We start from the raw sequence: 26,416 nt of genomic DNA, 5'->3' as shown, positions 1-26,416 counted from the left end.
CCGCAGTGACAAGCGGTCTGGTTATGGATTGTGGACCTGTCCAACCTTTCTTGCGCCCCGTGCAACGTAATTTGACGGAGTGCGCAACAAATATTGTCTCCGGCTTTTCGATCGGCTACGCATAAGGGCACGGCCCCCCTGCCCGGCGCGTCCGGCGGCGAGAAGGCCCGGCTTTCCAGAGGAGAAACCGCCCGACGCAACAGGGTGGGAGCAACGATCCGCCGGCCAAGGCGGGCCTTCGGGAGGACACAATATGAAGCGCAAACTGGCACCAAGCCTGATCGCCCTGACGATCGGCCTCCTCAGCGGCCTGTCGGCCGCGCATGCGGACTTCTGGTCCGATGCGGGCGCCAAGTTCAAGGGCGTGACGCTGCACGGCGTGACCGAGAGCACGCCGCCCTCGAACTACGTCAAGGACGTCCTGGCCAAGCAGTTCGAGGAGAAGACCGGCATCAAGGTCGAGCTGGAGACCACGTCCTGGGACCAGATGTACGACAAGGCCATCAAGGACATGGAGGCCAAGACCGGCATCTATGATATGGTCTATATCGAGCAGGACATCGTCTACGCCTACCTGCAGCGGAACTTCCTGACCGACATCACCAAGACGCTCGCCGACAAGCCGGAGCTGAAGGCGCCCGAGTTCGACGAGGCGAACTTCACCACCTTCGCCGACTATTTCCGCGGCACGGACAACCACCTCTTCGGCGTGCCGATGGAGGCCTTCATCAAGGTCTATCTCTACCGCAAGGACCTCTTCGACGATCCGAAGATCCAGGAAGCGTTCAAGGCCAAGACCGGCAAGGACCTCGCGCCCGCCAAGACGCACGAGGACTACACGCAGATCGCCGAGTTCTTCACCGAATGGGGCAAGGAGAACGGCGGTCAGCTCTGGGGCACGACCTCCCAGGCCCATACCGGCCACCCGGCCTCCTGGTACGAATACGTCGAATCCGTCGCGCCGACCTTCGGCGTCTACAACTGGGGCATCAACGCCGACGACAACTACGGCGCCAGCGTCGAGCACGGCGGCACGATGAACAGCGACAAGGCCAAGGCCGCGCTGAAGTACTTCCTGCACCTGCGCGACATCGCGCCGCCGGAATCGGCCGCCAGCACCTGGTCCGAGGTCGCCACGACCTTTGCCGCCGGCCGGGCGGCGCAGGGCCTCGTCTACGGCGAGAACGCCGCCTGGATCGCGTCGGACCAGTCCAAGTCCAAGGTCGTCGGCAAGGTCGGCATCGCCCTGCCGCCGCTCTCCGACGGCGTGATGGCCGACGCGGAATCGGGCAAGGGCTATATCGGCTACTACGACGGCGGCGCCTTCGGCGTGCCGGTCACCGCCAAGAACCAGGAGGCGGCGCTCCTCTTCCTCCAGTTCATCGGCCAGAACTCGGTGCAGCCCGACTGGGCCGTCGCCGCACCGCGCATCACCAACACCGCCACCTACGACGATCCGAAGGTGAAGGAGATGGATACCACGCTCGGCGGCTACTACACGATGCTGAAGAACGACGGGAAGCTCTTCGCCGGCGCTCCGAAGTATCCGTTCCACGCCCAGGTGCGCGAGACGGTCGCCCCGATCTTCTACCGCATCCTGACAGGCGAGGTCGGCCCGGACGAGGGACTCGACGAGATGGCGGCCGCCACGGAAGAGGAACTGACCAACCTCGGCTACCGCAAGTAAGCCGGCGACGGACCGCCGGCGCCCCCGGCGGTCCGTTTCCTTGCCGCATCGCCGCCGCCCGCGGCCAGGGTCTCGGCTCGACGCCCGCCCCCGGCCGCGCGCCTCTCGAAGAGGATGGTTTCATGCGTTCCAACAAGGTCGGCTGGCTGCTCCTCGCCCCGACGATCCTGATCCTGGCGACCTTCGGCATCCTGCCGTTCATCTACGTGCTCTACGTCGCGTTCCACCAGTGGAACCCGTTCGGCGCGAGCCCGGACATGATCTTCAACGGCGCCAACAACTTCCGCCGCCTCGTCTTCGACAAGGCGTTCCTCACGGCCATCTGGTACACGCTGAAGTTCGCCTTCTTCGCCGTCTTCTCGGAACTCGTGATCGGCTACCTCCTCGCCCAGCTCTTCATGAAGGAGTTTCCGGGGCGCGGCTTCTTCCGCACCATCCACACCCTGCCCCTGATCGTCGCCCCGATCGTCGTCGGCTCGGTCTGGCGCCTGCTCACCACGCCCTCGATCGGCATCATTCCCTATTACCTGAACGCCTGGTTCGGCTACGAGCTGAACATCGGGCGCGACGCCAACGCCGCCTTCATCCTCACCGTGATCATGGACATCTGGCACTGGACGCCGCTCGTCACGCTGACGCTGCTCGCCGCCCTCGTGTCGCTGCCGAAGGAGCCCTTCGAGCAGGCCCAGATCGACGGCGCCAGCCGCTGGCAGGTGTTCTGGCACATCACCCTGCCGATGATCCGCCCGGCGATCCTCGCCACCGTCTTCATCCGCCTGATGGACGCGCTGCGCACCGTGGACGAGGTCTGGATGCTGACCGGCGGCGGCCCCGGCGCCGCCACCCGCTATATAGGCCTCCACATCTGGAAGGTCGTCTTCCCGAAGACCGACTACGGCTACGGCTCGGCGATCTCGGTGGTCGTCCTCTACCTGACGCTCGTCATGTGCTGGATCCTCTACGTCGCGCTCGTCACCCCCCGAACCCGCAAGAAGAGGACGTTCTGATGCGCCAGTCCCGTCCCTTCGCGACGGTCCTCCTCTGGATCGCCCTCTCCTTCCTGACGCTGTTCCCGATCTACTGGCTCTTCGTGATCTCGGTGAAGCCGGCGGTCGACCTCTTCACGACGCCGAGCATCATCCTCGACACCGTGTTCTGGGACAACTACGCGAGCGTCCTCACCAACGAGACGCTGCGCCGCTACATGATCAACTCGATCATCATCTCGTCCGGCAACGCGGTGCTCTGCACGACGCTCGCCTTCATGGCGTGCTACGCCTTGTCGCGCTACGACCTCGCCGGCAAGGAGAACATCTTCTTCTGGACCATCACCAACCGCATGGCCCCGGCCGCGGTCTTCCTCCTGCCGTTCTTCCTCCTGTTCACGCAGGTCTTCACGATCGGCGACTGGAAGCTCTACGACACGCGGATCGGCATGATCCTCCTCTACTGCACCTTCAACCTGCCCTTCGCGATCTGGACGCTGCGGCCGACGATCGACGGGCTGCCCAAGGAGCTCGACGAGGCAGCGACGGTGGACGGCGCCTCGACCTGGCAGGTGATCCGCGAGGTGATCTTCCCGCTGGCGCGCCCAGGCCTTGCGGTCACGCTGATCCTCACCTGGGTCTTCGCCTGGAACGAGTTCCTGCTCGCCGCGACGCTGACGAGCTTCAACGCCCGCACCATCACCACGGGTCTCTCGGAATACGTCACCACCACCGGCACCGAATGGGGCACGATGGCCTCCATCGCCATCATCACGCTCATTCCCGCCCTCGTCGTCTTCGCCGTCGTGCAGCGCCACATCGTGGCCGGCCTCACCTTCGGCGCGGTGAAGGAGTAAGGCCATGGACAAGACCGTCGACCTCGACGCCGCCGACGAGGAAGCCTCCGCCAAGCCGGCGCCGGAGCGCCACGGCTTCCTGCCGATCGCCACCAACTGGTTCGACCGGCTCTTCATCGGGATCTACCTCTTCGTCGCGCTGGAGCTTCTCTGGATGCGCTTCCTGGAGCAGGCGATCCCGCTCACCGTCTGCCACGTCATCGCGATCGCGCTCGGCGCGCTGATCGTCTGGAAGGGCTGAGCGGGCCGCAAGCTCCCGCTCCCCCGCGTTCCCGTTTTCCAAGGTTCCCCATGGCACAGGTCACCATCCAGAACGTCGTCAAGCGCTACGGAAACGTGCAGGTCATGCACGGCGTCGACGTCGATGTCGGCGACGGGCAGTTCGTGGTGCTGGTCGGGCCGTCGGGCTGCGGCAAGTCCACGCTGCTGCGCATGATCGCGGGGCTTGAGCCGATCTCCGGCGGCACGATCTCGATCGGCGGGCGCGTCGTCAACGACGTGGCGCCGAAGGACCGCGACATCGCCATGGTGTTCCAGTCCTATGCGCTCTATCCGCACAAGACGGTCGCCGAGAACATGGGCTTCGCGCTCAAGATCAAGGGCGCGCCCAAATCCGAGATCGAGGCGAAGGTTCGCAAGGCGGCCTCCATCCTCGATCTCGAGAAGTATCTCGACCGCTATCCGAAGGAGCTCTCGGGCGGCCAGCGCCAGCGCGTCGCCATGGGCCGCGCCATCGTGCGCGATCCGCAGGTCTTCCTGTTCGACGAGCCCTTGTCCAATCTCGACGCCAAGCTGCGCGTCGCCATGCGCGTCGAGATCAAGGAGTTGCACCAGCGCCTCAAGACCACGATCGTCTATGTCACGCACGACCAGATCGAGGCCATGACCATGGCCGACAAGATCGTCGTCATGCGCGACGGCCGCGTCGAGCAGATCGGTGCGCCGCTCGATCTCTACGACAACCCGGTCAACACCTTCGTCGCCGGCTTTATCGGCTCGCCCGCCATGAACTTCGTCCACGGGCGGATCGAGGCGGGACCGCAAGGCACGGTCTTTGCGGCCGACGGCGGCGCGCGTCTGCCGCTTGGGCAGAACGCGCCCGAGCCCGGCCGCACCGTCACCTACGGCATCCGGCCCGAGCATATCGACATCGGCCCCGGCGGCGTCCCCGCGCGCGTCTCGGTGCTCGAGCCGACGGGCTCGGAAACGCAGGTCTTCGCCAAGGTCGGCACGGACTCGCTCGACGCCGTGGTGAAGGACCGGATCGCCGCGCAGCCGGGCGAGGAGGTCTCGTTCCGGATCGATACGCGCCGCGTCCATCTCTTCGACCGCGAGACGGGACGGCGGCTGTGAGCGGAGATTTCACGGGCAAGCGGGTCGTCGTCACGGGCGCCGGCAAGGGTATCGGGCGCGCCACGACGCTGATGCTGGCCCGGCGCGGCGCCCAGGTGATCGCCCTCACCCGCTCGGGCGCCGATCTCGAAACCCTGCAGGCCGAGACCGGCTGCGAGACGATCGTCGTGGACCTCGCCGATGCACAAGCCACACGCGAAGCCGCACGGCGGGCGCTGCCGGCCGACCTCCTCGTCAATTGCGCCGGCACGACGGAACTCGAATCCTTTCTCGACGTGTCGGTCGAGAATTTCGACCGCCTCTACGCCGTCAACACCCGCGCGCCGATGATCGTCTCCCAGGAATACGCGCGCGAGCGGGTAGCGGCGGCCAAACCCGGCGCCATCGTCAACGTGTCGAGCTGCGCCTCCTTCGTCGGCATCCCCGACCACGCCGCCTATTGCGCCTCCAAGGCCGGGCTCGACGGGCTGACCCGCGTCATGGCCAAGGAGCTCGGCCCTCGCGGGATCCGGGTCAACGGCCTCCATCCGACCGTGACCCTGACGCCGATGGCGGTGAAGGCCTGGAGCGATCCGGACAAGGCGGCGGGCATGCTCCAGCGCATCCCGCTCGGGCGCTTTGCCGAGCCCAACGACATCGCGGAGGTGATCCTGTTCCTCCTGTCGGACGCGGCCGCCATGGTCCACGGCCTGTCCATGCCCGTGGACGGCGGCTTCATGATCGCCTGAAACCGAAGGGCGGGAAGGCGCCCCCGCCCTCCCGCCATCCTGCCGAGGACCGTCCGCCATGACCGACGACATCGACGCCCTGAAGCGCACGATCTGCGACATCGGCCGCCGGGCCTGGGACAAGGGCATGGGCGCCGCCAACGACGGCAACGTCACCGTTCTTCTGGACGACGGCACGTTGCTCTGCACGCCGACCAACACGTCCAAGGGCTTCATGACGCCGGAGATGATCTGTCGGATCGACCGCACCGGCGCGCCCGTCGAGGACAGTCGCTGGAAGCCCTCGTCCGAGACGCGCATGCATCTCACCGTCTACGAGGCGAGGCCCGACGTGCGCGCGGTGGTCCACGCCCATCCGCTCTATGCCACGGTCCACGCGATCTGCGGCAAGCCGCTGACGCAGCAGATCATGCCCGAATCCACGATGTTCCTCGGCGAGGTGCCGCTGACACCCTACGGCCTGCCGTCGACGGACGAGCTGTCGGACGCGATCCGTCCCTATCTCGCCCGCCACGACGCGATGCTCCTGCAGAACCACGGCGCCCTGACCTGCGGCCACGACCTCCAGTCGGCCTGGTTCAAGATGGAAGCGCTCGACTACTACGCCAAGGTCGTCTTCCTCGCCTCGCAATACGGCGGCGCCCACGAGTTCGACCAACACGAGGTCGACCGGCTGGTCGCGCTGAAGAACCAGCGTTTCCCGGCCCCCGGCCGCCATCCCTTCATCGACCGCTGAGGAGTTTGCCCGTGTTTCAGGAAAAGTTCAGGCTGGACGGCCGCACGGCCGTCGTGACCGGCGGCGGGCGCGGCATCGGCCTGGCGATCGGCGAGGCGCTGGCCGAGTTCGGGGCGAGGATCGTGATCGCCGACATCGACCAGGGGGTCGCCGACGCCGGTCTCGCGGCTCTGCGGGGCAAGGGATACGAGGCCGAGGCGCATGTCCTCGACGTGACCCGCCCGCAGGACGTCGAGGCCTTCGCGGCTAGAATCGTCGAGGCGCACGGGCGTGTCCACGTCCTGGTGGCCAATGCCGGCATCGCGATGTCGGGCGTCGCGGCCGAGGACACGGAGGACGAGCGCTGGCTGAAGGTCAACGACGTCAACTACAACGGCGTCTTCTGGTGCAACCGCGCCTTCGGCCGGCACATGCTGAAGGCCGGCGGCGGTTCGATCGTCAACATCGGCTCGATGTCGGGCTATATCTCCAACCGGCCGCAGAAGCAGACCTACTACAACGCCTCCAAGGCGGCCGTGCACCAGATGACGTCCTCGCTCGCCGCCGAATGGGCCGACCGGGGCGTGCGCGTCAACGCGGTGGCGCCGACCTATATCGAGACGGAGATGACGAGCTACAACCGCGACAACCAGGGGATGATCGAGGTCTGGCTGCGCGACACGCCCATGCATCGCATGGGCCAGCCCCACGAGATCGCCTCCGTGGTTCACTTCCTAGCCTCCGACGCCTCCAGCTTGATGACCGGCGCGACCGTGCTCGCCGACGCCGGCTTCACCTGCTGGTAGGGGTCAGTCCTTCGCGATGATCTCCAGCGTCCCGTCCGGGGCGGTGGAGACGGCGAGCGCGTCGTAGCCCGAGACGCTCGGATGGGCCGTCTCCAGACGGTGGCGGTGCGTGGCGTCGATGACGAGCACCGCCGCGCCGGCCGCCTCCCCGGCCTGGATGCCGGCCGGGGCGTCCTCGAACACCAGGCAGTCGGCGATCGGGAGGCCGAGCCGCCTAGCGCCGAGCAGGAAGCAGTCGGGCGCCGGCTTGCCGTTCGCCACGTCCTCGCCCGTCACCATGACCGGTGGCACCGGCAGACCGGCGACGGCGAGGCGCTTCTCGGCGAGCGCGCGCGGCGCCGAGGTGACGATCGCCCAGCGCTCCGGCGGCAGGGACTTCAGGAAGATCGCGGCGCCCGCGATCTCCACGATCCCTTCCACGTCGTCGATCTCCGCCTGGACGAGCGCGGCGATCTCCGCCTCCAGCACCTCTTCGGCAATGCCGACGCGCCGCATCGTCTCCACCGCGCGCATGCCGTGGATCGTCGGGAGGAAGCTGTCGGCGTCGAGGCCTTGGCCCCGTGCCCAGGCGCCCCAGACCCGTTCGGCCGCCACGATCGAGTTCAGGATCGTGCCGTCCATGTCGAACAGGAAGCCGCCGAAGCGTCGGCCGGGAAAGGGATGCTGCGCCATGGGAACCGGATACGGGAGGGAAAGGTGCCCTTCCTTGCCGGAAAGGGCGGAGCGTCACAAGGGCTGGCAGGGGCTCTAAACGGTCTCCTAATCCTGCGCTGCCTAAGATACCGCCGGGCGATCGGGACGCAGGGTCGAGACGATGATCTGGAATCTTCAGTACCTGCGCGGGATCGCCGCGCTCATGGTGGTGATCTTCCACGTCACCGACTCCGCCGGCCGCCTCGGCGGAACCGTGGATCTGCCGCATTTCGCGCTCGGCTTCGTCGGTGTCGATCTGTTCTTCGTCCTGTCCGGCTTCATCATCTGCGTGACGACGCGCAGCGGCGCCGCCGGCCGGCCGGTTTCCTTCCTGGAACGGCGCATCCTGCGCGTCGTCCCACCCTACTGGATTCTCACCGCACTTTTGGCCAATGCGGCCGTTCTTTTCCCCGGCCTGATGGGCTCCACGGTGTTCGAGCCCGCGCATGCGCTCGCCTCTTTCGCCTTCTGGCCGGCACTCCACCCGACGCTCGACCTCTACAACCCGCTTCTCGTGGTCGGCTGGACCCTGAACTACGAGATGGCCTTCTACGCGCTCTTCGCGCTGGCCCTCGTTCTGCCCCGGCGCGTCCAGGTTCCAGCCGCGCTCGCCGCGCTGGTCCTCGTGGCCCTCGTTGGTCGCATCCTTCGGCCAGGGGGCGTCGCCGGCTTCTACACCGATCCGGTGATCCTGGAATTCGCGCTCGGCCTCGTGGTCGGCATGATCTATGCCTCTGGTCTGCGCCTGCCACGCAGGGCCTGCCTTGCCTTTCTGGCCGCGGGAATCCTGCTGATGGCGGGCGCGGAGGAAGCGAACCGGTTGCCGACAGCCGGCCTGCCGGCAGCGATGATCGTGCTCGGTGCCGTGTTCCTGGAGCGCGCCTCCGGCCCCCTCCGGCTGCCGGTGATGGGTCTCCTGGGCGATGCCTCCTATGCGATCTACCTCGTCCATCTTCCCGTTCTGCCGGTGGTCCAGATCGTCTGGCGCCAGGCCGGGATCGGTGCCGAAGGCGGCACGGCCCTCCTCTATGTCGGTGCCGCCGTTCTTGCCTGCACCCTCGCCGGCATCCTGTTCCATCTCCTGATCGAGGCTCCGCTCGGCCGGCTCCTTCGGCCACGCCCGGCGTCTGCCTCGAACGCCAAGCCGCAGGCCATGCCGCGCCTCGCAGCCTGAACGGCAGGCCGGAACTCCGGTCTCCATCGGGAGTTGGGCTCCATGCCATTTCCATGGAGCAGGATATGATCGCGCAACCCGTACGCTACCGGCCGGAGGTCGAGTTCGTCGATCCCGGCGAGGCGGAGACCGTCCAGGGTCTCACCGACACGTTCGACACGATCCTCGAGCGCACCGCCGCCGACTACGGCCATGCCGTGCGCGCGGTCCACGCGAAGTCGCACGGCATCCTGGAGGGCGAGTTGACGGTGGACGACGGCCTGCCGCCCGAACTCGCGCAGGGCCTCTTCGCCAGGGCCGGCACCCACAAGGTGTTCCTGCGCCTGTCCACCAATGCCGGCGACATCCTGCCGGACGCGATCAGCCTGCCGCGCGGGCTGGCGATGAAGGTCCTCGACGTGGCCGGGGAGCGGCTGCCGGGCTCGGAAGGCTCGGCGCAGGACTTCGTGATGGTCAACGCGCCGGTCTTCCAGGCCAGGAGCGCGCAGGAGTTCCTCGGCAGCCTCAAGCTTCTCGCCGCCACAACGGATCGGATCGAGGGTACGAAGAAGGTCGCCTCCGCCGTCCTGCGCGGCGTGCGCTCGGCGCTGGAGACGGTCGGGATCGAGAGCCCGACGGTCAATACGCTCGGCGGCGCGCCCAATGTCGAGCCTCTGGGCGAGACCTACTATTCCACGACGCCCTTCCGCTACGGCGAGCACATCGCCAAGTTCAGCCTGAAGCCCGTCGCCCCCTCTATGACAGCGCTGACGGCCAAGGAGATCGACGTGGACGGCCGCGACAATGCCGTGCGCGAGGAGGTGCGCCGCGAGATGGCGGGCCTCGACGCCGAGTGGGAGTTCCGCGTCCAGCTCTGCCGCGACCTCGAACGCCAACCCGTCGAGGATGCGACCGTCCAATGGGACGAAGAGGAAGCGCCGTTCCAGCGCGTCGGCACCGTCCGCGCCCGGGCGCAGGACAGTTGGGACGAGGCGCGGGTGCAGGCGGTCAACGAGGAGATGCGCTTTTCCGTCTGGACCGGGATCGCCGACCACCGCCCGCTCGGCAACATCAACCGGGCGCGGCGCGACCCCTATCGCCACTCGGCCGACTTCCGGGCGAGATTCAACGGCTGCCCCTACCACGAGCCGTCCTGAGAGCCGGGCGGCGAACCGCCGCCGGTCTCGCGCGTTGCCTCCTTCGCCAAGGAGACCCATGATGACGCTTCGCAAGACCACGACGGCCGCCGCCCTTCTCGCCCTCCTGTCGCTCGCCGCCTGCAAGGACAACGGCACGGTGGAGACCCAACCTGGGGCCGGCTCGGCCACCCAGCAGACCCTGACGCAGAGCCAGCAGTCCTCCGCCTCCGACGGCAGCGGCGGCGATCCCGCCCATGCCAACCACTGACCGCGACCAGGGGGCACCCGACGCTGAGGCCCTCCTCGAACGCCTGTCCGAATGGCCGGACGGACATTTCGAAGGGCATTTCGAAGGGCGCCGCTTCGGCGTCACCCTGCACCGGTCCGCCGACGGACGCCGCCTCTGGCTCTATGGCGAGGAGCGCGGCGGGGGCGATTTCGTCAGCGCCAACCTCTATCGGCTGGGCAGCGGCGAAACCCTTCTGCGCCCATGCGAGATGCCGGCCGAGGTGGTGGCCGAGTTCGTGCTCGGCTTCCGGCCGGACCGGACGCGGTAACCCTTCGTTAACCGCCACGATCAAGGCTTGCCGGTTCCCGAAACGGACCGGAGACGCATCATGCGCCGCTCGCCCCCTTCGCCCCGGCTCGGCATCGCCATCGGCATGCTGGCCCTCGCCCTCCCGCTTCTGGCCTTCGCCGCGGCCGCCTGACGGGTGCAACCACCGGGGCGCCGACGGATTTCGAGGGCACCCCAACAAGGATTTCCTCGCATGACCCAGCGCCCCCATGTCGTCTGCCACATGACCTCCTCGATCGACGGCCGGCTCCATCCCAGCCGCTACACGCAGAGCCCCGACGGCGCGGTGAAGGACTGGAGCGGCGCCTACGAGGCGATCCACGACAGGCTGGAGGGCGACGCCTGGCTGGTCGGGCGCACCACCATGGCCGAGATGGCCAAGGGCGAGGCGCACCCGCCGGCGAGTTTCGAGACGCCCGCCCGGCCGCTCCACCGCGCCGCCGGCAGCGAAAGGCGCCCGCTCGCCATCGCCCCCGACACGCAGGGGCGGCTGCATTTCCGCGGCCCCGACGTCGGCGGCGATCCCGTGCTGGTCCTGCTCGGCGACGGCGTGTCCGACGCCCATCTGGCGGAGCTCGCGGCGGACGGCGTCTCCTATCTCGTGTCGGACGGCGCCGAGGTCGATCTGCCCCGCGCGCTCGAAATCCTGGCCGCCGAGTTCGGCGTGAAGCGCCTCCTCGTCGAGGGCGGTGCGGCGATCAACGGCTCCTTCCTGGCCGCCGGCCTGGTGGACGAGCTGAGCGTCGTCCTCGCCCCGGCGCTCGACGGCGGCACGGACGTCGAGGGCATCGTCGCCTTCGACGGCGGCCTCAAGGGCCGGTTCCAGCTTTCGCTCCAGTCCGCCCAGACGATCGAGGGCGGCGCGGTGCATCTCCGGTACCGCGTCCTGTCGGCCTGAGGCGGGATCAGTCGCGCGCGGCGCCGAAGACCGACCAGTCGGTGCGCCGCGCGAGGCTTTCCAGGCCCAGCACGCCGAGATGGCTGTTGCCCGTCGGATCCAGCGCCGGAGACCAGACCGCGACGGAGGCCCGGTGCGGGGCGATGGCGAGGATGCCGCCGCCGACGCCGGACTTCGCCGGCAGGCCGACGCGGTAGGCGAAGTCGCCCGCCCCGTCGTAGAGGCCGCACAGCATCATCACCGCCAGCACGCGCCGCGCCCGCCTGGACGCCGCGATGCCCGGCTCACGGCTGTCGCGCGGGTCGTCGTGCATCAGGAAGCGGCCCGCCTTGGCGAGGCCCCTGCAGTCCATGGCGATGGCGCATTGGCGGACATAGGCGTCCATCACCGCCTCCACCTCGTGATGGAGGTTGCCGTGGTGCTTGGCCATGGACATCAGCGAACGGTTGAGATGGCCGCCCTCGCGGTCGCTCGCCTCGACCTCCCCGTCGATCGCCAGCCGCTCGCCGCCGATCTGCCGCCTCACGAAGTCCACCACATGGTCGTTCGGGCCGGAGGCGCCGCCGAGTCCGACGAGGACGTCGCAGATCACCAGCGCGCCCGCGTTGATGAACGGGTTGCGCGGAATGCCCTTGCAGCGTTCGAGATCGATGATCGAGTTGAACGGATCGCCCGAGGGCTCGCGCCCCAGCCGCTGCCAGAGACTTTCGCCGAGCGCCTCCAGCGCCACCTCCAGCGCGAAGACCTTGGAGATCGACTGGATGGGAAAGAGCATGCCCGCGTTGCCGGCCGAGACGAGGTCGCCGTCGCGCGTGAAGACGGCGATCCCGAAGCGGTCGAAGTCGCCCTTGCGGGGTGCCGGCTGACCTGCGGCCTGCGCCTCGTCCACCGCCTGTGCGTGGAGGCGGGGCGCGGCGTCGCGCACCTCCTCCACCACGGCGTCGAGAATGGATTTCAGGCGGTCGGTTTCGGGCAGGGGCGGCTTCATCGGTCCTCGCGCGGGGGTGCTCGCCGCTCAGATAGGGCGAGCCGGCGCAAGCACGATGCGGGCCGGGCGCGATGCGGTCAGGCCACGCGGCGCTCCCAGGCGGGAAACGGATCGGGAAGCGAGGTCCAGGCGTCGGGCCGGAACGCCTCCGCCGACACCAGACAGGCGTCGAGCCGGGCGCGCAAGGCCGCCTCGTCCATCGGATCGGTGCCGATGAAGACGATCTCCTGCCGCCGGTCGCCCCAGACGGGATCGAGCACCGGCGCCATCAGGCGGCGGAATTCCGGCTCGTCCGGCCACCGGCTCTCCGGCACCGAGGACCACCAGAGCCCGCGCCGCTCCGTGCGCACGATGGCGCCGGCCTGCGCGATCTCGCCGACATGGGACGGGCGCGTCGCCAGCCAGAAGAAGCCCTTGGCGCGGATCACCCCCGGCCAGGCTTCGTGCGTGAAGGCCTGGAAGGCTTCGGGACGGAAGGGCCGCCGCGCCCGGTAGACGAAGGAGCGGATGCCGTATTCCTCGGTCTCGGGCACATGCTCGGCGAAGCCGTGCAGCTCCTTGTACCAGAGCGGATTTTCCTGCGCCCTTTCGAAGTCGAAGAGGCCGGTGCCGAGGATGTCCGACGGCTTCACCTTGCCGAAGTCCGTCTCGATCACGTGGGCGCCCGGGTTCAGCGCGCGCACGATCTTGAGCGCGGCGTCGCGCTGGCCGGGCGTCGCCAGCGACACCTTGTTGAGGACGAGGACGTCGGCGAACTCGATCTGCTCGACGAGGAGGTCGACCAGCGTGCGCCTGTCCTCCTGCCCAAGCGACTCGCCCCGCGCGGACAGGAAATCGGTCGAGGCGTAGCCCTGGAGGAGATGCGCGGCGTCCACCACCGTCACCATCGTGTCGAGCTTGGCGACGTCCGACAGGCTCCGCCCCGCCTCGTCGCGGAAGTCGAAGGTGGCGGCGACGGGCAGAGGCTCCGAGATGCCGGTGGATTCGATCAGGAGATGGTCGAAGCGGCCTTCCTCGGCGAGGCGGCGGACCTCCAGAAGAAGGTCCTCGCGCAGGGTGCAGCAGATGCAGCCGTTGGACATCTCCACCAGCGTCTCCTCGCGGCGCGACAGGTCGGCCCCGCCGTCGCGCACCAGCGCGGCGTCGATGTTCACCTCGCTCATGTCGTTGACGATGACGGCGACGCGAAGGCCTTCGCGGTTGTTGAGGACGTGGTTCAGGACCGTGGTCTTTCCGGCGCCGAGAAAGCCGGACAGGACGGTGACGGGCAGTCGCTTCATGGAACCTCTCCAGGAATGGAACGCCCTTCATATTGTTACTTTATAACATTCGCAAGCGGTCATCGCGCCCGCCCACCCGTCTGCCGAGGCGTGGTCGAATTTGTTGCGGAACGCCGGGTTTTTGGGCAGCCGATCCTTCTCATGCTGCGTTGCAGAACGATAAGTTGCCCTTGTGACGGCTCGCGCCGCCATCCCCACCCGCCCTGGAGACTTCCATGATCCGCATCGCCTTCGCCCTGTCCCGCCGCACCGTCCTCGGCGCCCTGTCCGCCGCGCTCCTGATGGGCACGGCCGGGGCCGCGATGGCCGAGACGGTGAAGGTCGGCATCATGGCCGGCGAGGACGAGGCGGTCTGGCAGGTCGTCGCCGAAGAGGCCGCCAAGAAGGGGCTGACCGTCGAGACGGTGCCCTTCTCCGACTACGTCCAGCCCAACGAGGCGCTGGCGAACGGCGAGATCGGGGCCAACGCCTTCCAGCACGGCCCCTATCTCGAGGCGCAGATCCAGCAGCACGGCTACGAGATCGAGCCGGCCGGCTACACGCTGATCCAGCCGATCGGCCTTTATTCGCGCAAGCACGAGAGCGTCGCCGAGATTCCCGACGGCGGCTCGGTCGGCATTCCGAACGACCCGTCCAACGGCGGCCGGGCGCTCAATCTCCTGGCGGCGCAGGGGCTCATTACCCTGCGCGATGGGGCGGGCATCCTCGCGACCGCGCTCGACGTCGAGACCAACCCGAAGAATCTCCAGATCCGCGAGCTCGACGCCGGCATCGTCGGCCGCTCGATCGAGGATCTGGATGCCGGCGTCGTCAACACGGACTGGGCGGCCAAGAGCGGGCTTAAGGCCGACGACCGGATCGCGCAGGAGTCCCTCACCGACAACCCCTATCGCAACTTCATCGCCGTGCGCACTGTCGACAAGGACGCCCCTTGGGTGAAGACGCTGGTCGCGGCCTACCAGACCGACGCGGTGAAGCAGGCGCTCGATGAGGCCTACAAGGGCGCCGCGCAGCCCGCCTGGTAAGCTGCGTCCGCCGCAAGAGCATTCTCAGGCCCGCTGCCCCGACCGGGCGGCGGGCCTTCTCCCGATTCCGGCCGCCCGGCCCTTCCCAGGCGGCGCCCCGTTCCGACATTTCCCCCGATGACCACCGTCCCGCCCATCCTGCGCCTGTCCGGCGTGTCCAAGCGCTTCGGCGCCCATGCCGCGCTCGACGGCATCGATCTCGACGTGTCGCCCGGCGAGATCGTCGGCATCATCGGCCGGAGCGGCGCCGGCAAGTCGACGCTGATCCGCTGCATCAACGGGCTGGAGCGGCCGGACGCCGGCACGGTCGCGATCGAGGGCCGCGAGATCCAGGGTTTGAGCGAAAGCGCGCTCAAGCCGGTTCGCCGGCGCATCGGCATGGTGTTCCAGCACTTCAACCTGCTGGCCAACCGGACGGCGGCGGAGAATGTCGAGCTGCCGCTCATCATCTCAGGGATGGACCGGACGGCCCGGCGGCGCCGCGTGCGCGACCTCCTGCAGCTCGTCGGGCTGGAGGGCCGCGAGGACCGCTATCCCGCCCAGCTCTCGGGCGGGCAGAAGCAGCGCGTCGGCATCGCCCGCGCGCTGGCGCCCGAGCCGGCGCTCCTCCTGTCGGACGAGGCGACCTCGGCGCTCGACCCCGAGACCACCGAGCAGATCCTGCAGCTTCTCGCCGACATCAACCGCCGCCTCGGCCTCACCATCCTTCTCATCACCCACGAGATGGACGTCGTGCGACGCATCGCCGGTCGCGTCGTGGTGCTGGAGAACGGCCGGGTCGCGGAGGCGGGCGAGACCTGGCGCGTCTTCGCCGATCCGCAGGCCGGCGTGACGCGCAGCCTCCTCGGGCACGAGGCGGCCGGCCTGCCGCTCGGCCTCGTCCTCGCGCCGGACGGTTCGGGCGAAGCCCTCCTGCGCCTCGACCTCGGGGGCACGAGCGCCGGCGCGCCGCTCCTATCGGATCTCGGCGCCCGGTTCGGCGCCTCGACCCGCATCGTGTCGGGCGGCATCGAGCGGGTCGGCGGCGTGCCGGTCGGGCGCCTCTTCGTCGCCGTGACGCCGGCTAACCCACAGGACCTCGCGCCCATCCTCGCGCATCTTTCCGCCTCCACCATCCGCACGGAATATCTCGGCCATGTCCTCCGCGCTGACTGACCTCCTGATCCGCGCGACGTGGGAGACGATCCTGATGACGGGGGCGTCCGGCCTCGTCTCGCTCCTGGTCGGCCTGCCGATCGGCCTCCTCCTGACGGTGACGGCCAAAGGCGGCATCCTGGCCGAGCCTTGGACGAACCGCATCCTCGGCGGTTTCGTCAACGCCTTCCGCTCCGTCCCCTTCATCATCCTGCTCGTCGCGCTGATCCCGCTGACGCGCCTTCTGGTCGGCACCTCGATCGGCACCCATGCCGCGATCGTGCCGCTCTCGATCGCCGCCATTCCCTATTATGCGCGCATCGCCGAAGTGAGCTTGCGCGAGGTCGACCCGAACCTCGTCGAGACCGCGCGGGCCATGGGCGCCGGGCGCTGGACGATCGTGCGCCACGTCCTCCTGTCGGAGGCGATGCCCGGCCTCGTCGCGGGCTTCGTGGTGACGCTGATCACGCTGGTCGGCGCGACGGCCGTGGCGGGCGCCATCGGGGCGGGCGGCCTCGGGGACCTTGCCATCCGCTACGGCTACCAGCGCTTCCAGACCGAGGTCATGGTGGCGGTGGTGGCCGTGCTCGTGGTGCTCGTCTGCGCCCTGCAATGGGCGGGCGACCGGCTGGTGGCCCGGCTCGACCACCGGCGCTGACGCGTCAGGAGAAGAGGCGGTCCGCCGCGCCCGCGCCCGACGCCTCGAACTCGGCTTCCGTCGGCCGGCGCAGGAGCCGGATCGCGTCCTCGCGCCAGTCGATCAGCCCCGCGTCCCGGAACTGGCCGAGCCAGTAGTCCATGCACCAGCGCCCGTGCCGCTCGCGGAACAGGGCCGCATTGCGCAGGATGTGGTCGAAATGGTGGAGCGGCGGCACGCGCACGGCGTGGTGCTGGTGATAGCACCGCGCCCCCGCCGTCCAGAAGAAGGGCACGCCCGAGGCCGACAGGCGCAGGGCGAAGTCGGTCTCCTCGCCGCCATAGCCGACGAAGCGCTCGTCCATGCCCCCGATCGCATGCCAGCGCGTGGCGGAGAGGGCGAAGGACAGGCCCCAGAGCTCGCCCGCATCCGGCTCCTCCCGCACGCCCGTTTCCGGCACTGGCGGTTTGGACGGATGCACGGTTCCCAGCCGGTCGAGCCGGTCGAAGTCGAGCCCGCCCGCCGTCGCGCCGGCCGGCAGGTACAGGACCTCGCCGAGAAACAGGCCGTCCCGCCCTTCGGCGGCCCGGCGATAGGCCTCCACCACCGTCGGCGCCGGAATGCAGTCGACGTCGAGAAAGACGAGGAGGTCGCCGCTCGCCGCCCGTGCGGCGCGGTTGCGCGCCTCGGCCAGTGGCATCGGGTCGCCCGGCACCGGGACGTGGCGCACCGGGCAGCCGGGATCGGGCAGATCCGCGAAGGGCGCCTCCTGCATCCAGGCGATCACCAGTTCGGCGGGGCGCTCCGTCTGGCGGGCGAGGCCGCTCATGAGGTTGGCCAGATGGTCGCGCCGGCCGCGCACCAGCGTCAGGACGCTGGCTTGCATGCGGCCCTCGCCTTGTCGCGGAAGTGGACGACGCCCTCGATCACGCCGCGCGCATGGGTGTTGCGCGCGACATAGGAATGGCGGAGCGCCGGCATGGCCGCCAGCCCGTCGGAGAAGTTGCCGACGATGATCGCCTGCGGGATGGTGCGCAGCATCTCGATGTCGTTGCCCGAGTCCCCCGCCACGAACACGGCGTCGTGGGCGAGGCCGAGGCGGCGGCGCACGAAGTCCACCGCCGTTCCCTTGGAGGCGCGGATCGGCAGGATGTCGAGATAGCGCCCGTGGCTGTGGATGACGGAGCATCGCAGCCCCGCCCGCTCCAAGGCGGCGCGCACGCGGGCGACGATGCCGGGCTGGCCTTCCGTGAAGTAGCTCAGCTTGTGGGCGCGCTGCTCCAACGGCGCCTGGGGCCGGAGGCCCGGCACCTTGGCGAGCGCCCGGCGCGCCTCGTCGCGGCTCCAGTCGCGCGAGACGACGGCGCGCCATTCGGGATCTTGGCGGTAGGTCGTGCCGTTCGGATCGAGATGGTGGATTTCGGAGCCGACCGACGAGATGACGACTTGCGGGCGCGGCGCGTCCTGCTGCTCCAGGATCGCCAGCGCCGAATGGAAGGAGCGGCCCGTCGCGACCCCGAAGGCGAGGCCGGGCTGCCTTTCGCGCCAGGAGCCGAAGGTGCGGATGCCTTCCGTGCAGCCGACCAGCGTGTTGTCGATGTCGCAGATCAGAAGCTGCTCCGGGTGGGCCGCGGCCTCCTCTTCCGCCGCGAGCGAGGCGAGGAGCGCATGGTAGCGCGCCGAATGGCGCGTCCAGTCGTAGGCCGCCGCGACCTTGTCTCCCGCTGCCGCGTAGCGGGCGTGAAGCTCCGGGTCGGAGAGGATGCCGAGGGCCGCTTCGGCGATCGCGGCGTCGGCGCGCGGATTGACCAGGATGCCGTTGCCGCACATCTCGACGATGTCGTTGGGTCCGCCGGAATCGGTGGCGACGAGCGGCAGGCCGGCGGCGGAGGCTTCGAGCAGCGTCAGGCCGAAGGGCTCGTTGAGCGCCGGGTTGACGAAGATGCCGCCGCGCGCCTTGGCATGGGCGTAGATCGCCGGCACGTCCTCCGGCCGGTGCTGCTTGGGGTAGGCGACGCGCCCGTAGAGGTCGTAGCGGTCGATCAGCGCCAGAAGCTCCCGGACCGTCTCGGCCATGTCGCCGTCGAGATCGGCGTAGTCCTCCCGCGCTCCGGCGAAGATCACGAGGTTGGCGGCGGCCTGAAGCGCCGGGCTCTCGCCATAGGCGCGCACCAGGGCGGCGAGGTTCTTCTTGGCGACCGGCCGGGCCAGCGCCAGGATCACGGGCTTCTCCGGCTCGCGCAGGAAGCGCGCGATGGAGGCGTCGACGGCGGGACAGGTCGGCGCGCCGGCGAAGCGCTGGAGGTCGCTGCCCGGCGCCAGGATGCGGATGCGGCCGGGCTCGTAGGCGGGATAGCCCATCCACTGCACCTCTGCCTCGTCGCGCGAAGAGGCGATCACCAGCGAGGCCCGCGCCAGCGCCTCGTTCTCGGCGCCGATGCGCCGGTCGAGCGCGGCGTCGGCGCCGGGCAGGAGGCCCAGCGCGTCGCGCTTCACGAGGCCGAGCGAATGGGCGGTGAAGACGAAGGGAATGCCGAGCCGCGCCTCGACGATGGCCGCGACGGACGCGGCGTCGGCATAGTGCGCGTGGATGACGGCCGGCCGCTCGGCTTCACCCTCGATGAAGGCGATCAGGGCTTCCGCGAAGCTCTCCACCTCCGTGTGGAGCGCCTCCTTCTCGAGATAGCCGGGATGCCGGGTCGGCAGGCGGACGATCTCGGCCTTCTCGCCGATCCGCTCGAACCGTTGCGCGTAAGCGGCTCCGAGACGAGCGTCCTGGAAGGCGCGCGTGGCGACCACGATGCGGCCGATCGCCGGGTCTCCTGCCGAGGCGTCCACCAGGTCGAGGAGGTAGCGGATATGGCCGCCGGTGTCGGCCGTCAGCCCGTATTCCACGTCCTTTGCGCGCAGGCACCCTTGAAGTGCGACATGAAGAATGAACATGGCTCTCTCCAACGCTTGACGCAAAACCACACGAACAGAACAGAGCAACGGTCCATGCAGGCAAATTCAACGGCCAGCTCCCCGAAAAATATCCGGGTCGCTCAAGTTGCTCCGACAATATTTCCGGTGCCACCCAAAGATCACGGCGGGACGGAGAGAGTCATCCACGATCTCTCCATTGCGCTACGGGATCTCGGAGTCGAGGTAACGCTGCTGGCTCCCTCGGACAGTGCGACAGATGTACCTCGCGTCGGAATCTGGCCGAGTTTGTTTAGCCTGGAAGCGAAACACGGAAGCGTGCCGCCGTCGATCCCCGCCGTGCTGGAGGCCGCCCGGATGGAGGACCTCCGGCTGCGGCTCGACCGGTTCGACATCGTCCATTGCCACGGCGAGTTCTTCCACGCGGCGCTCCTCGGGCCGCGGCGCCGGCACAGCCTCACCACCATCCACTGGCGGGTGGACGAGCTCGACCGGAAGATCTTCTTCGAGACCTTTCCCGACCTGCCCGTCGCCGCCATCTCGGCGGCGCAAGGCGCGATGCTCCCCGCCTCCAACCGGGCCGGCACCGTCCATCACGGCATCGCCCGCGACCGCTACGCGCTGCAGGGCGGCGCGGGCGGCTACCTCGCCTTTGTCGGGCGGATGACCGACCAGAAGCGACCCGACCGGGCGATCCGCGTGTCGAACGCGGCAGGCCGGCCGATCCGGCTCGCCGGCACGGTCGACGTCGGCAACCCCACCTATTTCGAGCGCGAGGTGCGCCCTCTCCTGTCGGACGCAGCCACCTATGTCGGCCCGCTCGGCGACCGGGCCAAGGGCGAGATGCTGGGCGGCGCCGAGGCGCTTCTCTTCCCGATCGACTGGCCGGAGCCCTTCGGCCTCGTGATGATCGAGGCCATGGCCTGCGGCACGCCCGTCGTCGCCTGGGACAGGGGCTCGGTGCGCGAGATCGTCGACGACGGCGTGACCGGCTTCGTGGTGTCCTCCGAGGAGGAGGCCGTCGCGGCGATCGCCAAGGCGCGCGCGCTCGACCGGGCGGCCGTGCGCCGGCGCTTCGAGGCGCGCTTCACCGCCGAGCGAATGGCGGCCGACTATCTCGCCCTCTACCGAAAGCTTCTGGAGGCCTGATGCGCACCGCCCTGATCGCCTGGGACTATCCGCCCGCCCCGAGCGGCCTTTCCACCGCCGCGCGCGAGATCGCCGAGAGCCTCGTCGCCTGCGGCGCGGATGTGACGGTGCTAACGCTCGACCGCACGGGCGTCTCGGAGTCCGGGGGCGTGCGGATCGTCGGCGCCGAACCCGCCAAGGGCGGCGGCATCGCGCGCCTGCGCCTCTGGGGCGGGGCCGGGCATCTCGCGGCGCCCCTCGCCGTTCGCCGGGCGATCCTGGCCGAGCACGCCCGCCGCCCGTTCGACGTGGTGGAGGCGACCAACTGGTACGCGCCCGCCGCGCTCCTCGCCCGGCGCCCGCCCTTCGCGCTGGTCACGCGCAACTCGACGCCCGCCGCCTTCTCGCGCGATCCGGCTTCCACCTTGCGCGACCGGATCGACGGGTGGGCGACCGACCGGCTGGAGCGGGCCCAGGCGCGTGGCAGCCATGCCTTGATCTCCAACACGGCCGAGCACGGCCGGCGCATCGCGGCCGAATACGGGCTCGCCGAGGGCGACCGGCCGCATGCCGTGATCGGCCTCAGCCTCGCGCCCGCCATGCTGGCCCGTGCGGGCGCGGCGCCCTATCCCGATGCGCCGGCGGGAACGCCGATCCGGCTCCTCTTCGTCGGCCGGCCGGAGCATCGGAAGGGGTTCGACGCCATCCTCGGCGCCGCGATCCTCCTGTCGCGGGAGGTGGAGGCCGGCACCCTGCCCGCTTTCGCGATCCGCCTTGCCGGTGTCGAGGCGGACGCCCTTCCCGCCGATCTGCCCCAGGGGGTGCGCGATCGCTTCGTGCCCCTTGGCCGGCTGCCCGAGGCCGATCTCGCGCGGGAATACGAAGGCGCTCACGCGGTTCTCGCCCCCTCGCGCTACGAGAGCTTCGGCCTCGTCTACCAAGAGGGCATGGCCTATGGCCGACCGATGGTGGCCTCCGACGAAGACGCCAGCGCGCGCGAGTTCGTCGGCTCGACGGGCGCCGGCTCCATGGCGCGCGAGACCACGGCGGACGCCCTCGCCGACGCCCTGCGCCCGGTGATCGCCGACCCGTCGTTCCGCGCCGCCCTTCGCGAACGGGCGCTTGCTGCCGCCGGTCGGTTCACACGTGAAACACTGGGCCGGGAAACGCTCGCCCTCTACGAGCAGGCGATCGCCCGCCTTCAGGCCCGGAAGGGCTGAAGCAGGGCGTCCGCCTCCTCCAGGCGCCCGCGCCCGGGCGCCATGGCCTCGTAGCCTTGCGAGCGGGTTTCCACGCGCTCGCGGGACAGGTGGTGGTCGATCGCACCGTGAAGGGCGATGAAGCTCTGCTGCCAGGGCCGGTCCGGCCGCTCGTGGACCCGTCCGTCAAAGCGGACGTCGCGACGGTTCAGTCGGTACTGCGTGTCGGGGTAGAGGTCGGCAAGGGTGCCGTCCACGAGGTTGCGCCGGGGCAGGCCGATCGAGACGGCGCCACCCGCGTCGGCCAGCGCCGCAAGAGCCGGCAGAAGGGCGCCGACGTCCGGCGCCAAGGTCTCGTCGCTGTCGAGCTGCAGTATCCAGGGGCTCTGCGAGAGATCCTGCAGCGCGGTGCGCTGGGCGGCGAAGTCGCCCGCAAGCGGGCGCCGGGCGATGCGGACATTCGGCTCTGGCGCGAGGGTCGGCCCCTCCTCGTCGGCGAGGATCACGATCTCCGAGCCCCAGGCGAGATGCGGGCGGAGCCCTTCCAGGGCACGCTCCCATTCGTCGGCCCGGCACAGGAGGCCGATCGCGACCGGCAACCCCGTCCCGGCCGCGAGATCGGCGAGGTCGGCCTCGCCGGCAGGCTCGGCGTGGGGGTTCGCGAGAGCCGCCCGCTGCACGGCGTCCGCCGGTCGCGCGGCCCGCCGCCAGCGCGTGGCGGCCGTGCGCAGGGTAAAGGCGTCGAGCCCGTAGGGCGCGTCGGCTTCGAGCCGGAACCGGTCGCCCGCCATCGCACTCCCGAGCTGCGCCAGCGCGGCCGGCCCTTGCGGCTCGTCGGTGAGGACGCCGCAGAAGCCGCAGGCGAGCGCGAAGCGGCGCCTCGTGCCGTCCGGCCAGCGCAGCGTGCGCTGCGTCGGCGCCAGCGCCCGCCCGCCGCACAGGAAGCAGCGGTGATCCGAAAGGCTCACGCGGCGAGCGAGGCTTCGAGCGGATGGAGGCGCAGAAGGCCGCCCGCCGCCATGGCCTCGAACCAGCGCCGCTCGCGCACGAAGTCGTGCCCGTCCCACCCTTCGAAGCCGAAGCCGTGGACGTCGATCGTCACGGTGCCGCCGAAGCGGCGCAGGAGGTGCAGCGAAACGAGGAACCCGGTGCTGGGTGCCGGCGGGCGGCGGCCCGGCGTGTGGAGGAGCGCGGCCGCCTCGCGGTGGACGCTGGCGGGCAGGACGGAAATCGGGGCCCCGAGCGGCGCCAGCCGGGCCTCGGCCTCCTCGGTCCAGTCGCGCCCGTCCTCGTCCGCGGGGGCCGGCGGCTTTCGGGCGAAGGGAAACAGGAAGGCGCCCGCCGCGCGCACCACGGGGCGGTCGAGAAAGCCGGGATCCTCCAGCCATTCGCGCATCTGGCCGCCGTGGTTGACGAGGGCGAGATGCGTGACGCGCCGGCCCGAGGCGGCGCCGAAGCCGGCAGCGTTGTTGAAGCGCACGACCCAGTCGGCCGCGTCGATCGCCTCGCCGCAGGCCCCGAGTTCGGGCGCGTTGCCGACGATCGCGATGTGCCGGGGCGTGCGGCGGGGTGGCGCGGAGATCGCGCAAAGGCCTTCCGACATGGGCCGATCCTCGTTTCCGCCGCCGTTCCTCCCGCCCCTAGATGACTCAAGGGAGCCGAAAGGAAAGGGGGTGCCCGCGTCACTTCGCCCATCCATGATGACGAACCGCAGGGGAGACATAGATTCACCCGCTCGCAACCGGCCGGACGGGGGTCCGGCCGATTCAAGCACGGGGGCCGTCCGTTTGCCGAAGCCGATCTCCTTCTTCGTCCATCACCAGGGGCGGGGCCATGCCAACCGCACCATGGCGCTCGTCTCGGAATTCTCGCGCGACCGGCCCGTGTCGGTGCTGACCGCGGGGCCGCATCTCTTCGACGGGTTCGGGCGCGACATCGAGATCGTGCCCCTGCCCAACATGATCGGCGCGGGCGTGCCGACCCCCCGCCTCTATGCCGAGCCGACGCCGCAGGTCATGCACTGCGTGCCGCTCGGCCTTTCCGAGATGCGCCGCACGATGCGCACCATCCTCGACCATCTCGACGATCGCGCCATCGGCCTCTTCGTGGTCGACGTCTCGGCCGAGATCGCGCTCCTGTCGCGCATCGCGAGCGTTCCCGCCGTCCAGATCCGCATGCACGGCGACCGTTCGGACATCGGCCATGTCGGCTCCTACGAGGCCTCGGTCGGCATGCTCGCCCCCTTCGACGAGCGGCTGGAGCAGGACGACTATCCCGCGCATCTGAGGGCCAAGACCTTCTATTCCGGCGGCCTCTGCACGACGCTCGACGCAGTGCCCGACAAGGCGGAGGCGCGCCGCCGGCTCGGACTCGATCCGGCGCGCGAGATCGTCGTCACGGTGACCGGCGGCGGGGGCAGCGGCACCCCCTACGCGCCCCTGACGGTGGCCGCCCGCGCCGCGCCCGACGCCCTCTGGCTGACGCTCGGGCCCACGCATCGCGAGGGGCACGAGACGGATTTTTCCAACCTCACCGAACTCGGCTGGGTGCCGGGGGTGACCGACTATCTCGCGGCGGCCGACATCGTGATCGCCTCGGCCGGCGACAACACGATCCACGAGGTGGCGCGCGTCGGCGCCAAGCTGATCGTGATGCCGGAATGGCGCTATTTCGGCGAGCAGACCCGCAAGGCCGAGGCGCTGGTGAAGCTCGGCGCGGCCGTCACCGCCCCCGCCTGGCCGGGAGACTTGGCAGGCTGGCAGGCGCTGCTCGCCGAGGCCCGCGCCCTCGACGGCGAGACGATCCGCACCCTCCACGATCCCGAGGCCGCGCGCCGCGCCGCCGGCTGGCTGGAGGGACTGACGGACGAACTCTGGGACGGGGCCGAGTCGGACGCGGGCGCCACGCCCGCCCTCAAGGTCGTCGGCTGACGGGGCATGGCGACGCTTCTCACCGTCCTGCGCGGCGGCGGGCGCTACGACGCCCTCTGGGTCGAGCGCCTGGCCCGCGGGGTGCGCCGGCACGCGCCGGCCTTCCGGCGCGTCCTCTGCCTCACCGACACGGACCTTGCGGTCGAAGGCGTCGAGAGGGTGCCGCTCCGGCACGACTGGCCGGTCTGGTGGTCCAAGATGGAAGCCTTCCGGCCTGGCCTGTCGGAGGGCACCACGGTCCTGTGCGATCTCGACACGGTGTTCGCGGGCGATGCCTCGGCGCTGGCCGAGCCGGGGCTCGCGGCCATGGAGGACTATTTCCTGACGGGCCGCGTCTCCACCGCCCTCCTGCGCTGGGAGGGCGACGAGCTCGCCTTCCTCTACGAGCGCTTCGCCGCCGAGCCGGAGCGCTGGATGCGGCCCGGCTCCTGCGGACAGGTGCCCAACAGCGTCCACGGCGACCAAGTCGTGGTCGACCACCTCCTGCGCGAGGCGGGCCGCCTGCCGCCCTTCTTCCAGGCGCGCCATCCCGGCCTTCTCGACTTCTACGACCCGCGGACCGAGACGCCCGGCCCGGTCGTGGTCTTCATCGGCGATTCCAAGCCCGACCGGGCGGGCGAGCCGATCGCTTCCCTCTGGCGGGGTGATTAAGAGCGCCTGACAAAACCTCGCGGGGTCGGTCTGACGGGTCTTTGCCGCCGATGCGTCGTCGCCGATGCTCGCCTATGCGCTGCATAGGCTCCGCTCGGCTTCTAGCCGCGGCGGCAATTCCCTCGCCAGCCCTCCGCCCGGAGGTCTTGTCAGACGCTCCAAGCCAAGGCGTGAACGCCCATCCAGAGGGCCATGGCGATCATCATCAGGTTCTCGGTGAGCGAGACGAAGCCGAGCGGCACGTTGGACGCGCCGCCGACGCAGGCGCATTTCAGCTCGCGCCGGTCGAGGTAGACCGCCTTGAACACCGAGACCGCGCCCACCGTCCCGATAAGAAGCGCGACCGGCACGGACAGCCAGGTCAGCGCCCCGGCCAGCATCAGGACGCCCGCTAGGCCTTCCGCGAAAGGATAGACGTAGGAATAGGGCACCCAGCGCTTGGCGAGGAGATCGTAGTTCAGGAACATGGTCGCGAAGCTCTCGACGTTCTGGAGCTTCTGGACGGCGAGGAGGCACATGGCGACGGCGACGAACCATTCCACCGTCCGCACCGAGAACGGCGTGCCGAGCACGGCATAGGCGATGGCGAGCGCCATTAGGGCACTCATCGCGAAGATCGCGATGACGGGCTTGTAGGTGGTCGCCTTGGGGTCGGCGACGCGCTTGCCGAGGTAGCGGCGCGTGTCGTCGTAGCCGCCGACGCGCTCCCCGTCGATGAAGATCTGCGGCGTCGTCTTCACGCCGTGCTCGGCCTTGAAGGCGTCCACCGCCTCGCGCGTGCGCAGCGGATGATCCTCGACGGCGAACCCTTCGCGCTTCAGAAGGTCCAGCGCCTTCAGGCCATAGGGGCAGGTGTGCGTCTCCATCACCATGCGGTGGATGGCGGCGCGGCGAGGGCTGGCGGCGGCGGAAGAGGACATGACGGGCGGC

Annotated in this window: 28 protein-coding genes; 20 read left to right on the top strand and 8 right to left on the bottom strand. The window is 69.7% G+C overall.

From position 1 onward, the window contains the following. Window positions 1-253: 253 nt before the first annotated feature. The 8 genes from O5O54_RS02950 (at window position 254) to O5O54_RS02915 (ending at window position 7,132) form a co-directional block, all read left to right on the top strand. Window positions 254-1,687 carry an ABC transporter substrate-binding protein gene (locus O5O54_RS02950; RefSeq protein ID WP_279478878.1) on the top strand — a complete coding sequence of 478 codons (1,434 nt, stop codon included), beginning with the start codon at window positions 254-256 and terminating at the stop codon, window positions 1,685-1,687. Between the two features lie 122 nt (window positions 1,688-1,809). Beyond that, the gene (locus tag O5O54_RS02945; protein ID WP_279478877.1) at window positions 1,810-2,694 is read left to right on the top strand and encodes a sugar ABC transporter permease; all 885 of its coding nucleotides are present in this window, start codon (window positions 1,810-1,812) and stop codon (window positions 2,692-2,694) included. Beyond that, window positions 2,694-3,530 (top strand): carbohydrate ABC transporter permease, encoded by an 837-nt coding sequence (locus tag O5O54_RS02940; RefSeq protein ID WP_279478876.1) that lies wholly within the window; start codon window positions 2,694-2,696, stop codon window positions 3,528-3,530. The genes O5O54_RS02945 and O5O54_RS02940 overlap by 1 nt, the downstream gene beginning before the upstream one ends. 4 nt (window positions 3,531-3,534) lie before the next feature. Beyond that, window positions 3,535-3,771 carry a DUF2160 family membrane protein gene (locus O5O54_RS02935; RefSeq protein ID WP_279478875.1) on the top strand — a complete coding sequence of 79 codons (237 nt, stop codon included), beginning with the start codon at window positions 3,535-3,537 and terminating at the stop codon, window positions 3,769-3,771. A 50-nt stretch (window positions 3,772-3,821) separates the two neighbouring features. Then, window positions 3,822-4,883, top strand: coding sequence for a sn-glycerol-3-phosphate ABC transporter ATP-binding protein UgpC (locus O5O54_RS02930; protein ID WP_279478873.1), 1,062 nt, complete (start codon window positions 3,822-3,824; stop codon window positions 4,881-4,883). Continuing rightward, window positions 4,880-5,611, top strand: coding sequence for an SDR family oxidoreductase (locus tag O5O54_RS02925; protein ID WP_279478871.1), 732 nt, complete (start codon window positions 4,880-4,882; stop codon window positions 5,609-5,611). Before O5O54_RS02930 ends, O5O54_RS02925 begins: the two co-directional genes overlap by 4 nt. Before the next feature lie 58 nt (window positions 5,612-5,669). Then, on the top strand, window positions 5,670-6,347 hold the full coding sequence (locus O5O54_RS02920; RefSeq protein ID WP_279478869.1) for a class II aldolase/adducin family protein: 678 nt from the start codon (window positions 5,670-5,672) through the stop codon (window positions 6,345-6,347). An 11-nt stretch (window positions 6,348-6,358) separates the two neighbouring features. Further along, on the top strand, window positions 6,359-7,132 hold the full coding sequence (locus O5O54_RS02915; RefSeq protein ID WP_279478867.1) for a glucose 1-dehydrogenase: 774 nt from the start codon (window positions 6,359-6,361) through the stop codon (window positions 7,130-7,132). Between the two features lie 3 nt (window positions 7,133-7,135). Here O5O54_RS02915 and O5O54_RS02910 read toward each other — a convergent pair whose 3' ends face one another. Further along, complete coding sequence (locus O5O54_RS02910) at window positions 7,136-7,804, bottom strand: HAD family hydrolase (RefSeq protein ID WP_279478865.1); 669 nt, start codon at window positions 7,802-7,804, stop codon at window positions 7,136-7,138. A gap of 142 nt (window positions 7,805-7,946) precedes the next feature. Here O5O54_RS02910 and O5O54_RS02905 point away from each other — a divergent pair, with 142 nt between their 5' ends. From O5O54_RS02905 to O5O54_RS02885, 5 genes are all read left to right on the top strand, one after another. Next, window positions 7,947-8,999 carry an acyltransferase gene (locus tag O5O54_RS02905; RefSeq protein WP_279478863.1) on the top strand — a complete coding sequence of 351 codons (1,053 nt, stop codon included), beginning with the start codon at window positions 7,947-7,949 and terminating at the stop codon, window positions 8,997-8,999. 65 nt (window positions 9,000-9,064) lie between these two features. Further along, window positions 9,065-10,135 (top strand): catalase family protein, encoded by a 1,071-nt coding sequence (locus O5O54_RS02900; RefSeq protein ID WP_279478861.1) that lies wholly within the window; start codon window positions 9,065-9,067, stop codon window positions 10,133-10,135. A 58-nt stretch (window positions 10,136-10,193) separates the two neighbouring features. Beyond that, on the top strand, window positions 10,194-10,385 hold the full coding sequence (locus O5O54_RS02895; RefSeq protein WP_279478860.1) for a hypothetical protein: 192 nt from the start codon (window positions 10,194-10,196) through the stop codon (window positions 10,383-10,385). Then, entirely contained in the window at window positions 10,372-10,674 is a 303-nt protein-coding gene (locus O5O54_RS02890; protein ID WP_279478859.1) for a hypothetical protein, read from the top strand. The genes O5O54_RS02895 and O5O54_RS02890 overlap by 14 nt, the downstream gene beginning before the upstream one ends. 213 nt (window positions 10,675-10,887) lie before the next feature. Further along, the gene (locus O5O54_RS02885) at window positions 10,888-11,592 is read left to right on the top strand and encodes a RibD family protein (RefSeq protein WP_279478857.1); all 705 of its coding nucleotides are present in this window, start codon (window positions 10,888-10,890) and stop codon (window positions 11,590-11,592) included. A 7-nt stretch (window positions 11,593-11,599) separates the two neighbouring features. Here the strand turns inward: O5O54_RS02885 and glsA are convergent, their stop codons facing one another. Together glsA and zigA are read right to left on the bottom strand one after the other, a co-directional pair. Then, window positions 11,600-12,580, bottom strand: a complete 981-nt coding sequence (gene glsA, locus O5O54_RS02880) for a glutaminase A (RefSeq protein ID WP_279478855.1) — start codon at window positions 12,578-12,580, stop codon at window positions 11,600-11,602. Window positions 12,581-12,657: 77 nt separating this feature from the next. After that, window positions 12,658-13,860, bottom strand: a complete 1,203-nt coding sequence (gene zigA, locus O5O54_RS02875; RefSeq protein ID WP_279478853.1) for a zinc metallochaperone GTPase ZigA — start codon at window positions 13,858-13,860, stop codon at window positions 12,658-12,660. Window positions 13,861-14,075: 215 nt separating this feature from the next. Between zigA and O5O54_RS02870 the strand changes: the two genes are divergently transcribed. The 3 genes from O5O54_RS02870 (at window position 14,076) to O5O54_RS02860 (ending at window position 16,677) form a co-directional block, all read left to right on the top strand. Then, window positions 14,076-14,885 carry a MetQ/NlpA family ABC transporter substrate-binding protein gene (locus O5O54_RS02870; RefSeq protein WP_279478852.1) on the top strand — a complete coding sequence of 270 codons (810 nt, stop codon included), beginning with the start codon at window positions 14,076-14,078 and terminating at the stop codon, window positions 14,883-14,885. 117 nt (window positions 14,886-15,002) lie between these two features. Further along, window positions 15,003-16,040 carry a methionine ABC transporter ATP-binding protein gene (locus tag O5O54_RS02865; RefSeq protein ID WP_279478849.1) on the top strand — a complete coding sequence of 346 codons (1,038 nt, stop codon included), beginning with the start codon at window positions 15,003-15,005 and terminating at the stop codon, window positions 16,038-16,040. Next, entirely contained in the window at window positions 16,021-16,677 is a 657-nt protein-coding gene (locus O5O54_RS02860; RefSeq protein WP_279478848.1) for an ABC transporter permease, read from the top strand. The genes O5O54_RS02865 and O5O54_RS02860 overlap by 20 nt, the downstream gene beginning before the upstream one ends. 4 nt (window positions 16,678-16,681) lie before the next feature. Here O5O54_RS02860 and O5O54_RS02855 read toward each other — a convergent pair whose 3' ends face one another. After that, window positions 16,682-17,542 carry a glycosyltransferase family 2 protein gene (locus tag O5O54_RS02855; protein WP_279478847.1) on the bottom strand — a complete coding sequence of 287 codons (861 nt, stop codon included), beginning with the start codon at window positions 17,540-17,542 and terminating at the stop codon, window positions 16,682-16,684. Next, window positions 17,524-19,599 carry an HAD-IIB family hydrolase gene (locus O5O54_RS02850; protein WP_279478846.1) on the bottom strand — a complete coding sequence of 692 codons (2,076 nt, stop codon included), beginning with the start codon at window positions 19,597-19,599 and terminating at the stop codon, window positions 17,524-17,526. The genes O5O54_RS02855 and O5O54_RS02850 overlap by 19 nt, the downstream gene beginning before the upstream one ends. On the opposite strand from O5O54_RS02850, the gene O5O54_RS02845 reads away from it, so the two are divergent. Together O5O54_RS02845 and O5O54_RS02840 are read left to right on the top strand one after the other, a co-directional pair. After that, window positions 19,516-20,727 carry a glycosyltransferase family 4 protein gene (locus O5O54_RS02845; RefSeq protein ID WP_347814867.1) on the top strand — a complete coding sequence of 404 codons (1,212 nt, stop codon included), beginning with the start codon at window positions 19,516-19,518 and terminating at the stop codon, window positions 20,725-20,727. The genes O5O54_RS02850 and O5O54_RS02845 overlap by 84 nt on opposite strands. Then, a complete protein-coding gene (locus O5O54_RS02840; protein ID WP_279478844.1) occupies window positions 20,727-21,926 on the top strand; it encodes a glycosyltransferase family 4 protein in 1,200 nt (399 codons plus the stop codon). The genes O5O54_RS02845 and O5O54_RS02840 overlap by 1 nt, the downstream gene beginning before the upstream one ends. Here the strand turns inward: O5O54_RS02840 and O5O54_RS02835 are convergent. Continuing rightward, complete coding sequence (locus O5O54_RS02835) at window positions 21,908-22,873, bottom strand: hypothetical protein (RefSeq protein ID WP_279478843.1); 966 nt, start codon at window positions 22,871-22,873, stop codon at window positions 21,908-21,910. The genes O5O54_RS02840 and O5O54_RS02835 overlap by 19 nt on opposite strands. Continuing rightward, window positions 22,870-23,508 carry a hypothetical protein gene (locus O5O54_RS02830; RefSeq protein WP_279478842.1) on the bottom strand — a complete coding sequence of 213 codons (639 nt, stop codon included), beginning with the start codon at window positions 23,506-23,508 and terminating at the stop codon, window positions 22,870-22,872. The genes O5O54_RS02835 and O5O54_RS02830 overlap by 4 nt, the downstream gene beginning before the upstream one ends. Before the next feature lie 184 nt (window positions 23,509-23,692). Here O5O54_RS02830 and O5O54_RS02825 point away from each other — a divergent pair, with 184 nt between their 5' ends. Both O5O54_RS02825 and O5O54_RS02820 read left to right on the top strand, forming a co-directional pair. After that, window positions 23,693-24,835, top strand: coding sequence for a glycosyltransferase (locus tag O5O54_RS02825; protein WP_279478841.1), 1,143 nt, complete (start codon window positions 23,693-23,695; stop codon window positions 24,833-24,835). A gap of 6 nt (window positions 24,836-24,841) precedes the next feature. After that, complete coding sequence (locus tag O5O54_RS02820) at window positions 24,842-25,486, top strand: hypothetical protein (protein ID WP_279478840.1); 645 nt, start codon at window positions 24,842-24,844, stop codon at window positions 25,484-25,486. 149 nt (window positions 25,487-25,635) lie between these two features. On the opposite strand, the gene O5O54_RS02815 is transcribed toward O5O54_RS02820, so the two are convergent. After that, window positions 25,636-26,406, bottom strand: a complete 771-nt coding sequence (locus tag O5O54_RS02815) for a glutaredoxin (protein WP_279478838.1) — start codon at window positions 26,404-26,406, stop codon at window positions 25,636-25,638. Window positions 26,407-26,416 lie beyond the last annotated feature (10 nt).

The organism is Aureimonas sp. SK2 (assembly GCF_029813115.1).
Classification (GTDB): Bacteria; Pseudomonadota; Alphaproteobacteria; order Rhizobiales; family Rhizobiaceae; genus Aureimonas.
Note: the sequence above shows the minus strand (reverse complement) of the source record. Positions and strands in the feature narration are given on the sequence as shown.

Coding starts and splice junctions, on each gene's coding strand:
- O5O54_RS02920 (WP_279478869.1), top strand. CDS start 5,670: ATGACCGACGACATCGACGCCCTGAAGCGCACGATCTGCGACATCGGC.
- O5O54_RS02890 (WP_279478859.1), top strand. CDS start 10,372: ATGCCAACCACTGACCGCGACCAGGGGGCACCCGACGCTGAGGCCCTC.
- O5O54_RS02845 (WP_347814867.1), top strand. CDS start 19,516: ATGGCCGCCGGTGTCGGCCGTCAGCCCGTATTCCACGTCCTTTGCGCG.
- O5O54_RS02910 (WP_279478865.1), bottom strand. CDS start 7,804: ATGGCGCAGCATCCCTTTCCCGGCCGACGCTTCGGCGGCTTCCTGTTC.
- O5O54_RS02820 (WP_279478840.1), top strand. CDS start 24,842: ATGGCGACGCTTCTCACCGTCCTGCGCGGCGGCGGGCGCTACGACGCC.
- O5O54_RS02815 (WP_279478838.1), bottom strand. CDS start 26,406: ATGTCCTCTTCCGCCGCCGCCAGCCCTCGCCGCGCCGCCATCCACCGC.
- glsA (WP_279478855.1), bottom strand. CDS start 12,580: ATGAAGCCGCCCCTGCCCGAAACCGACCGCCTGAAATCCATTCTCGAC.
- O5O54_RS02855 (WP_279478847.1), bottom strand. CDS start 17,542: ATGCAAGCCAGCGTCCTGACGCTGGTGCGCGGCCGGCGCGACCATCTG.
- O5O54_RS02840 (WP_279478844.1), top strand. CDS start 20,727: ATGCGCACCGCCCTGATCGCCTGGGACTATCCGCCCGCCCCGAGCGGC.
- O5O54_RS02885 (WP_279478857.1), top strand. CDS start 10,888: ATGACCCAGCGCCCCCATGTCGTCTGCCACATGACCTCCTCGATCGAC.
- O5O54_RS02905 (WP_279478863.1), top strand. CDS start 7,947: ATGATCTGGAATCTTCAGTACCTGCGCGGGATCGCCGCGCTCATGGTG.
- O5O54_RS02940 (WP_279478876.1), top strand. CDS start 2,694: ATGCGCCAGTCCCGTCCCTTCGCGACGGTCCTCCTCTGGATCGCCCTC.
- O5O54_RS02930 (WP_279478873.1), top strand. CDS start 3,822: ATGGCACAGGTCACCATCCAGAACGTCGTCAAGCGCTACGGAAACGTG.
- O5O54_RS02935 (WP_279478875.1), top strand. CDS start 3,535: ATGGACAAGACCGTCGACCTCGACGCCGCCGACGAGGAAGCCTCCGCC.
- O5O54_RS02945 (WP_279478877.1), top strand. CDS start 1,810: ATGCGTTCCAACAAGGTCGGCTGGCTGCTCCTCGCCCCGACGATCCTG.
- O5O54_RS02850 (WP_279478846.1), bottom strand. CDS start 19,599: ATGTTCATTCTTCATGTCGCACTTCAAGGGTGCCTGCGCGCAAAGGAC.
- O5O54_RS02830 (WP_279478842.1), bottom strand. CDS start 23,508: ATGTCGGAAGGCCTTTGCGCGATCTCCGCGCCACCCCGCCGCACGCCC.
- O5O54_RS02870 (WP_279478852.1), top strand. CDS start 14,076: ATGATCCGCATCGCCTTCGCCCTGTCCCGCCGCACCGTCCTCGGCGCC.
- O5O54_RS02900 (WP_279478861.1), top strand. CDS start 9,065: ATGATCGCGCAACCCGTACGCTACCGGCCGGAGGTCGAGTTCGTCGAT.
- O5O54_RS02950 (WP_279478878.1), top strand. CDS start 254: ATGAAGCGCAAACTGGCACCAAGCCTGATCGCCCTGACGATCGGCCTC.
- zigA (WP_279478853.1), bottom strand. CDS start 13,860: ATGAAGCGACTGCCCGTCACCGTCCTGTCCGGCTTTCTCGGCGCCGGA.
- O5O54_RS02865 (WP_279478849.1), top strand. CDS start 15,003: ATGACCACCGTCCCGCCCATCCTGCGCCTGTCCGGCGTGTCCAAGCGC.
- O5O54_RS02860 (WP_279478848.1), top strand. CDS start 16,021: ATGTCCTCCGCGCTGACTGACCTCCTGATCCGCGCGACGTGGGAGACG.
- O5O54_RS02895 (WP_279478860.1), top strand. CDS start 10,194: ATGATGACGCTTCGCAAGACCACGACGGCCGCCGCCCTTCTCGCCCTC.